Source organism: Microbulbifer maximicatervae (SeqCode), assembly GCF_052467225.1.
Map to the genome: position 1 here is coordinate 5,048,268 of NZ_CP174303.1, position 9,726 is coordinate 5,057,993.

At 56.2% G+C, this 9,726-nt stretch carries 4 protein-coding genes; all 4 read right to left on the reverse strand.

The genetic code is table 11. The features are described from left to right. Positions 1–40 precede the first annotated feature (40 nt). The 4 genes from rpoC to rplJ all read right to left on the reverse strand — a co-directional run bounded on the left by rpoC (position 41) and on the right by rplJ (position 9,718). A complete protein-coding gene (gene rpoC, locus ACJJIZ_RS21950; protein ID WP_282934401.1) occupies positions 41–4,270 on the reverse strand; it encodes a DNA-directed RNA polymerase subunit beta' in 4,230 nt (1,409 codons plus the stop codon). A gap of 135 nt (positions 4,271–4,405) precedes the next feature. Beyond that, positions 4,406–8,479, reverse strand: a complete 4,074-nt coding sequence (gene rpoB, locus ACJJIZ_RS21955) for a DNA-directed RNA polymerase subunit beta (protein WP_444892716.1) — start codon at positions 8,477–8,479, stop codon at positions 4,406–4,408. 298 nt (positions 8,480–8,777) lie between these two features. Beyond that, positions 8,778–9,146 (reverse strand): 50S ribosomal protein L7/L12, encoded by a 369-nt coding sequence (gene rplL, locus ACJJIZ_RS21960; protein ID WP_282934403.1) that lies wholly within the window; start codon positions 9,144–9,146, stop codon positions 8,778–8,780. A 77-nt stretch (positions 9,147–9,223) separates the two neighbouring features. After that, the gene (gene rplJ / locus ACJJIZ_RS21965; RefSeq protein WP_282934404.1) at positions 9,224–9,718 is read right to left on the reverse strand and encodes a 50S ribosomal protein L10; all 495 of its coding nucleotides are present in this window, start codon (positions 9,716–9,718) and stop codon (positions 9,224–9,226) included. Positions 9,719–9,726 lie beyond the last annotated feature (8 nt).

Sequence of the window (9,726 nt, forward strand, 5' to 3'; positions counted from 1 at the left end):
AACCTACCCCACTCCACCAACAGATAGAGTGGGATACGCCTTATTCGCCTGAGGACTTCAGTGCCTCAGTCAGAGCTGCTTCAACCTCAGCTGCGGAAGGTCCTTCACCGAAGGCCTCTTCCAACTGCAGGCTGCGCTTGCGCTTGCGCTCGCTGTGGTAAGCCAGACCGGTACCAGCCGGGATCAAGCGACCCACAACCACGTTCTCTTTCAAGCCGCGCAGGTTGTCTTCCTTACCAGTTACCGCCGCTTCGGTCAGAACGCGAGTGGTTTCCTGGAACGAAGCCGCTGACAGGAAGGACTCAGTTGCCAGGGACGCTTTGGTAATACCCAGCAGCAGGCGTTCGAACTGAGCGGGCTGCTTGTTCTCGGCACGCAGCTGTTCGTTCTCTTCGATCACGCGCTGGTATTCAACCTGGTCGCCCTTAATCAAGCTGGAATCACCCATCTCGGTGACTTCAACTTTACGCAGCATCTGACGCACGATGGTTTCGATGTGCTTATCGTTAATGCCTACACCCTGGAGGCGGTAAACCTCCTGGATCTCGTTGGTGATGTAGCGAGCCAGCTCTTCAACACCTTTCAGGCGCAGAATATCGTGCGGGTTGGACGGGCCATCGGAGATAACCTCACCCTTCTCTACGGTTTCACCTTCGAACACGGTCAGCTGGCGGTGCTTTGGAATCAGAACCTCGTAGTGGTCCTTACCATTGGCCAGCGGCTTGCCGTCGCGCGGAGTAATCTGCAGACGAACCTTGCCTTTGGTCTCCTTACCGAAGGAAACGGTACCGGAGATTTCCGCCAGAATGGACGGCTCTTTCGGCTTACGCGCTTCAAACAGGTCGGCAACGCGGGGCAGACCACCGGTGATATCCTTGGTACCGCCGGATTCCTGCGGAATACGTGCAATTACGTCACCCACGTTCACCTGCTTGCCTTCAGCCAGGCTGAGGATCGCGCGCGGCGGCAAGGCGTAGTGCGCAGGCGCATTACTGTTCGCCAGAGTCAGCTCTTCACCATTCTCATCCAGCAGGGTTACCGCTGGGCGCAGGTCTTTACCCGCAGCCGGGCGCTCGGCCGGATCGATAATCTCGATAGAGGACAGGCCGGTGATATCGTCGGTCTGCTTGCGGATGGAGAGTCCTTCTTCCATACCGGACAGTTTCACCCAACCGGCAACCTCGGTGATGATCGGGTGGGTATGCGGGTCCCACTTGGCCACGATCTGGCCACCGTCTACCTCGGCACCTTCGTAGACGCTGATCACAGCACCGTAAGGCAGCTTGTAGCGCTCGCGTTCGCGACCGGCGCTGTCGGCAATCGCCAGCTCACCGGAACGGGACACGGCTACCAGAGTGCCAACTTCGGTCTTAACCGTCTTAACATTGTGCAGACGTACGGTACCGCCCTGCTTCACCTGGATGCTGTCCGCAGCGGAGGCACGGCTTGCAGCACCACCGATGTGGAAGGTACGCATGGTCAGCTGGGTGCCCGGCTCACCGATGGACTGTGCGGCAACAACGCCCACAGACTCACCCGGGTTGGCGCGGTGGCCACGGGCCAGGTCGCGGCCGTAACACTGGGCACAGATACCGTGTGCAGTCTCACAGGTGATCGGAGAGCGAACCAGAACCTCATCGATGCCCATGGCTTCGATGCGCTCTACCCACTTCTCGTCGATCATAGTGCCGGCAGAAACGGCGATTTCGTCACTGCCTGGCTTCAGTACATCGCGGGCCACTACACGACCGAGGATACGGTCACCGAGAGATTCGATAACATCACCGCCCTCGATTACCGGCGCCATGGTCAGACCGTCGTCGGTGCCACAATCCAGCTCGGTAATTACCACGTCCTGGGCCACGTCAACCAGACGGCGGGTCAGGTAACCGGAGTTAGCGGTTTTCAGTGCGGTATCCGCCAGACCTTTACGAGCACCGTGGGTCGAGATGAAGTACTGCTGTACAGTCAGGCCTTCACGGAAGTTTGCCGTAATGGCGTTCTCGATAATGGAGCCATCCGGACGGGCCATCAGACCACGCATACCAGCGAGCTGACGGATCTGAGCTTCAGAACCACGAGCACCGGAGTCTGCGTACATATATACAGAGTTGAAGGAGTCCTGCTTGGTCTCGTTGCCCTCGCGGTCGATCACCTTCTCTTTCTTGATACCGGCCATCATCGCCTGGGTTACCTTGTCGTTGGTGCGGGACCAAACGTCGATAACCTTGTTGTACTTCTCACCCTGGGTTACCAGGCCGGAAGCAAACTGGCTTTCAATCTCTTTCACTTCCGCTTCAGCGGCATCGATCAGTTCAGCTTTCTCAGCCGGAATCTCAAAGTCGTTCACACCAATGGAGGAACCGGACTTGGTAGAGAAGTCGAAACCGGTGTACATCAGCTGGTCGGCAAAAATAACCGTCGCCTTCAGGCCTACCTTGCGGTAGCACTCGTTCAGGGCGCGGGAGATCGCCTTTTTCTTCATCGGCTGGTTGACGTGCGCAAACGGCAGGCCTTCCGGCACGATATTCCACAGCAGCGCGCGGCCTACAGTGGTGTCCTGAATGGAGATAGTCTCGTGCTTCTCACCGTCTTCGCCGACGATATTTTCGCGGATACGCACCTTGATCTTCGCTTGCAGACCAACCTGCTTGGCGTAGAAAGCACGGCTCACTTCTTTGATATCGGAGAAGAACATGCCTTCGCCTTTATCGTTAACGCGCTCACGGGTCATCCAGTACAGACCCAGTACCACGTCCTGGGACGGTACGATGATCGGCTCACCGTTGGCAGGCGACAGGATGTTGTTGGTGGACATCATCAGCGCGCGGGATTCCAGCTGCGCTTCGATCGTCAGCGGTACGTGTACCGCCATCTGGTCACCGTCGAAGTCGGCGTTATAGGCCGCACAAACCAGCGGGTGCAGCTGGATTGCCTTACCTTCAATCAGTACCGGTTCAAACGCCTGGATACCCAGACGGTGAAGGGTCGGTGCACGGTTAAGCAGTACCGGGTGCTCGCGGATCACTTCGTCGAGGATATCCCAAACGACAGCTTCCTCGCGTTCAACCATCTTCTTGGCAGCTTTGATCGTAGTGGCCAGGCCACGGGATTCCAGCTTGCCAAAGATAAACGGCTTAAACAGTTCCAGTGCCATCTTCTTGGGCAGACCACACTGATGCAGACGCAGGGTCGGACCTACCACGATCACGGAACGACCGGAGTAGTCAACACGCTTACCCAGCAGGTTCTGACGGAAACGACCCTGCTTACCTTTAATCATGTCAGCCAGGGACTTCAGCGGGCGCTTGTTGGAGCCGGTGATGGCGCGACCACGACGGCCGTTATCCAGCAGTGCGTCAACAGATTCCTGCAGCATGCGCTTTTCGTTGCGCACGATAATGTCCGGCGCGTTCAGCTCAAGTAGACGCTTCAGACGGTTGTTACGGTTGATCACACGACGGTAGAGGTCGTTCAGATCGGAGGTCGCGAAACGACCGCCATCTAGCGGTACCAGCGGGCGCAGATCCGGCGGCAGAACCGGCAGAGCCTTCATCACCATCCACTCCGGGTTGTTGCCGGACTTGTAGAAGGCTTCCAGCAGCTTCAGGCGCTTGGACAGTTTCTTGATCTTGGTTTCGGAGTTGGTCGCAGGGATCTCTTCACGCAGGCGCTGGATTTCCGCTGGCAGCTCGATGTCCGCCATCAGCTCCTGGATCGCCTCTGCACCCATCTTCGCTTCAAACTCGTCGGCGAACTCTTCCATCGCCTCAAAGTACTGCTCGTCATTCAGCAGCTGGCCGCGCTCCAGGGTGGTCATACCCGGCTCGGTAACCACGTAAGATTCGAAGTACAGCACGCGCTCGATATCGCGCAGGGTCATGTCCAGCAGCAGGCCGATACGGGACGGCAGGGACTTCAGGAACCAGATGTGTGCAACCGGGCTGGCCAGCTCGATGTGACCCATGCGCTCACGGCGAACCTTGGCCTTGGTCACTTCAACGCCACACTTCTCACAGATAATGCCGCGGTGCTTCATGCGCTTGTACTTACCGCACAGGCACTCGTAGTCTTTTACCGGGCCAAAGATCTTGGCACAGAACAAGCCTTCACGCTCAGGCTTGAAGGTACGGTAGTTGATGGTCTCCGGCTTTTTCACTTCGCCGTAGGACCAGGAGCGAATCATGTCCGGTGATGCCAGACCGATACGAATCGCATCAAACTCTTCCAGCTGCTCCTGGGACTTCACCAGATTTAATAAATCTTTCAAGGCCTTTCCTCCACTAGGGGGTAGTCAACCCGGCACTCGCACTAGCCGCCGGGCTAGCCAGCTGCCCCACTGCTTCGAGGGGCGCTGGCACTTGTCTCATTTCACCTGCCAACAGGCTTCGGTACGGGTTCGGATTTACTCGTGCTCAAGCTCGAAGTTCATACCGAGAGAGCGGATTTCCTTAACCAGTACGTTGAAGGATTCCGGCATGCCCGGCTCCATGCGGTGGTCGGAGTCCACGATGTTCTTGTACATCTTGGTACGGCCTTCCACGTCATCGGATTTAACCGTAAGCATTTCCTGCAGGGTATATGCTGCGCCGTAAGCTTCCAGCGCCCACACTTCCATCTCCCCGAAACGCTGACCACCGAACTGGGCTTTACCGCCCAGCGGCTGCTGGGTTACCAGGCTGTAGGAACCGGTAGAACGCGCGTGCATTTTGTCGTCTACCAAGTGGTTCAGCTTCAGCATGTACATGTAGCCCACAGTTACCGGACGCTCGAAAGCATCGCCGGTGCGGCCGTCGTGCAGGGTGATCTGACCGGAGTCCGGGATATCGGCAAGACGCAGCAGCTGCTTGATCTCACTTTCATCGGCACCGTCAAATACCGGGGTCGCCATAGGTACACCGCGACGCAGGTTTTGCGCCATGGTCATGACTTCCTCATCGGAGAACTCGTCGAGTTCTTCCTTGCGTCCGCCAGTGGAGTTGTAGACCTCTTCCAGGAATCCGCGCACCTTGGCGATTTCCTGCTGCTCCTTGATCATCTTGTCGACTTTAACGCCGAGGCCTTTAGCGGCCATGCCCAAGTGCATTTCCAGAACCTGACCAACGTTCATCCGCGAGGGAACGCCCAGCGGGTTCAGGACGATATCTACCGGCTCACCGTTTTGGTCATAAGGCATGTCCTCAACGGGCTTGATTACGGAGATAACACCTTTGTTACCGTGACGACCGGCCATCTTGTCGCCCGGCTGGATGCGGCGTTTGATCGCCAGGTAAACCTTAACGATTTTCAGCACGCCCGGAGCCAGATCATCGCCGGACTCCAGTTTCTTCTTCTTGTCTTCGAAGGCTTCGTCGAGCAGCTTGCGACGCTCTTTCAGCTGAGCTTCCGCTTTTTCCAGCTGATCGTTCAGGCTGTCGTCTTCCATACGCAGCTTGAACCAGTCTTCGCGCGGCAGAGCGGCGAGGACTTCAGCGGTCATCTCATCGCCCTTCTTAACGCCCTTACCACCGGCGGCCTTTTGGCCCAGCAGAGCCTGTTGCAGACGCTCGAAGGTCGCACCTTCTACAATGCGATATTCCTCGTTCAGATCCTTGCGGACCTCGTCCAGCTGTGACTTCTCGATATCGAGGGAGCGCTGGTCTTTCTGCAGGCCGTCGCGGGTAAATACCTGAACGTCGATCACGGTACCGCGGGTGCCACTGGGCGCACGCAGGGAAGTGTCCTTAACGTCGGAAGCTTTCTCCCCGAAGATTGCGCGCAGCAGTTTTTCTTCTGGAGTCAGCTGGGCTTCGCCCTTCGGAGTGACCTTACCTACCAGGATATCGCCAGCGCCTACTTCTGCACCGATGTATACGATGCCGGACTCGTCCAGCTTATTCAGGGCAGATTCGCCCACATTGGGGATATCCGCAGTAATTTCCTCACTGCCCAGCTTGGTATCGCGGGCAATACAGGTCAGCTCCTGAATGTGGATGGTGGTGAAGCGGTCTTCCTGTACAACGCGCTCACTGATGAGGATGGAGTCCTCAAAGTTGTAACCATTCCAGGGCATAAATGCGATGCGCATATTCTGGCCCAGAGCCAGCTCACCCAGGTCTACAGAGGGACCATCGGCGAGGATATCGCCACGGACTACACGATCACCGGTATTAACGATCGGGCGCTGGTTGATACAGGTATTCTGGTTGGAGCGGATGTATTTGGTCAGGTTGTAGATATCCACACCTGCATCACCAGCTTCCACCTCAGCGTCGGCCACGCGAACAACCACACGGCTGGAATCAACGCGCTCAATAATGCCGCCGCGCTTGGCAACCACACACACGCCGGAGTCGCGCGCTACAGTGCGCTCCATACCGGTGCCCACCAACGGCTTTTCAGCGCGCAGGGTCGGTACCGCCTGACGTTGCATGTTCGATCCCATCAATGCACGGTTGGCGTCATCGTGCTCGAGGAATGGAATCATCGCCGCAGCTACGGAAACCACCTGCTTGGCGGAAACATCCATATACTGGATTTCGCCCGGTGCTTTCAGGGTAAATTCGCCCTGGTGACGCACGCTGATCAGGTCATCAACAAAGTTGCCGTTGTCATCTACTTCCGCAGACGCCTGGGCAATAATGAAGTTGGCTTCATTGATCGCGGACAGGTACGCAATTTCATCAGTTACCTTGCCATCGACCACTTTGCGGTAGGCGCTCTCGAGGAAACCGTAATGGTTGGCGCGGGCGTAAGTGGCCAGGGAGTTAATCAGACCGATGTTCGGTCCTTCCGGCGTCTCAATCGGACATACGCGGCCGTAGTGAGTCGGGTGCACGTCGCGCACCTCAAAGCCAGCGCGCTCACGGGTCAAACCACCCGGGCCGAGGGCGGAAACACGACGCTTGTGAGTCACTTCCGACAGCGGGTTGTTCTGGTCCATAAACTGGGACAGCTGCGAGGAACCGAAGAATTCCTTCACGGCAGCGGCAACCGGCTTGGCATTGATCAGGTCCTGAGGCATCAGGCCTTCGGACTCCGCCATGGACAGGCGCTCTTTAACAGCGCGCTCTACACGTACCAGGCCAACGCGGAACTGGTTTTCAGCCATTTCGCCTACGGAACGCACGCGACGGTTACCCAGGTGATCGATATCGTCGACCATGCCCTGACCGTTGCGGATATCGATCAGAGTCTTCAGAACTTCGACGATATCTTCTTTGCTCAGAGTGCCGGGGCCAGTTTCGTCTTCGCGACCCAGGCGTCGGTTGAACTTCATGCGGCCAACAGCGGACAGGTCGTAACGCTCGTCGGTAAAGAACAAGTTCTCGAACAGCGCTTCTGCGGACTCCTTGGTGGGCGGTTCGCCCGGGCGCATCATACGGTAGATCTCTACCAGCGCTTCCAACACAGTGCGAGAAGGCTCTGCACGCAGGGTGTCGGAGATAAACGGACCGCGATCCAGGTCGTTGGTGTACAGGGTTTGGAAACTCTTAACGTTCAGTACACGCAGCTTGGCGATTACTTCATCAGTAATCTCGGTGTTACAGTCGATCGCGATCTCACCGGTGGACTCATCGATGATGTCGTTCGCCAGTACACGGCCAAACAGGTACTCGAGCGGTGCTTCCAGCTTTTCTACGCCGGCCTTTTCCAACTGGCGGATATGACGCGGGGTAATACGGCGACCCTCTTCGACAATCACCTTGCCCTGGCCGTCTTTGATGTCAAAAGAAGCAACATCACCGCGCAGGCGAGACGGAATCAGCTCCAGGCTGACACGGTCTTCCAACAGCTCAAAGGTGCTGGTCTCGAAGAACATTTCCAGCATTTCCTGGGAGGTGTAACCCAGGGCACGCAGCAGAATAGTCGCTGGCAATTTACGGCGACGATCGATACGCACAAACACCAGGTCTTTCGGATCGAACTCGAAGTCCAGCCATGAGCCACGGTAGGGGATGACACGCGCGGCGTACAACAGCTTACCGGAAGAGTGAGTCTTGCCTTTGTCGTGATCGAAGAATACACCCGGGGAACGGTGCAGCTGGGATACGATAACGCGCTCGGTACCATTGATTACGAAGGTACCGTTGTCGGTCATGAGCGGAATCTCGCCCATGTAAACTTCCTGCTCTTTAATGTCCTTAATGGACTTATTCGCAGATTCTTTATCGTAAATAATCAGACGCACGCGCACGCGCAGCGGACATGCATAGGTAACGCCGCGCAGGGTACATTCCTTAACGTCAAAAGCGGGCTTACCCAGCGTATAACTTACGTACTCCAGGGCGGCATTGCCGGAATAGCTGACAATCGGAAATACAGATTTAAACGCCGCTTGCAGGCCAACGTCCATACGGTCGTCGGGGCGCTTGTCGGCCTGTGTAAAGTTGCGATAAGAATCGAGCTGTATCGCAAGCAGAAAGGGCACATCCATGACCTTAGGCAGTTTGCCAAAATCCTTGCGGATACGTTTTTTCTCAGTATATGAGTAAGCCATTCAAATTCCCCAGCTTGATCAGTGACAAGACTTCGTGGGACTCCAGTCCAGAGCCCCTCCGGGCGAGAAGCCTCTGGTCAATGCAACTTGCCTGCACTGGCCAGAAACCTCTCCGCTTGCTTTTGGGTAGCGCTACTGCGCTATGGTTAAATGAGGTTTGCCACGGTTTTTAAATCCCGCCGGCACCGGTAAAAACCTCAGTACCGCAAACGGCAAAAAGGCCGGCGGACAAAAGTCCACCAGCCTTACCGCTACCCGCCGCTTTACGCGACAGCTAGCGGGAGACGCAAGAACCGAATTACTTCAGTTCTACAACTGCGCCAGCTTCTTCCAGCTCTTTCTTAGCTGCTTCAGCTTCGTCTTTGCTTACGCCTTCTTTCAGCGGGCTCGGAGCGCCGTCTACCAGACCTTTAGCTTCTTTCAAGCCCAGGCCAGTGATGCCGCGAACAACTTTGATCACGTTCACTTTCTTGTCGCCTGGGGAAGTCAGGATTACGTCGAAAGAGTCTTTCTCTTCAGCGGCAGCTTCGCCACCAGCTGGGCCAGCTACAACTGCTGCAGCAGCAGTTACGCCGAATTTCTCTTCCATTGCTTCGATCAGCTCAACAACATCCTTAACGGACATTTCGGCAACAGCATTGATGATATCTTCTTTAGTCAGAGACATGATTCAGTACCTGAATTGGTTTGAGCAGTAGCTGCTCGTATTTCGTTTTGAAACTGCGATTCGCTCTAGCGAAAAAATTACGCAGCTTCCTGCTCTTTTTGGTCGCGAACGGCCGCAATAGTGCGAACCAGCTTGCCAGCAGATGCTTCTTTCAACACGCTCATCAGCTTGGCGATCGCCTCGTCGTAAGTCGGCAGGCTTGCCAACAATGCGACGTCGGTGATCGCGCCTTCGAAGGCAGCACCTTTCAGTTCCAGCTTGTCATTGCCTTTAGCGAACTGGCTCAGGATGCGCGCGCCGGCACCTGGGTGTTCGTTAGAGAATGCAATGATGCTAGGACCTACGAATTTGTCAGTCAGACATTCGTATTCGGTACCTGCCAGAGCGCGACGCGCCAGAGTGTTGCGGACGACTTTCAACCAAACGCCGTTCTCGCGAGCCTCTTTGCGCAGAGTGGTCATGTCATTCACGGTTACGCCGCGGGAATCCGCAACAACCGCAGACAGAGCACCTTCAGCAGCTTGCTGGACATCTGCGACAATCGCTTTCTTGTCTTCGAGTCCAATAGCCATAGTGTCAC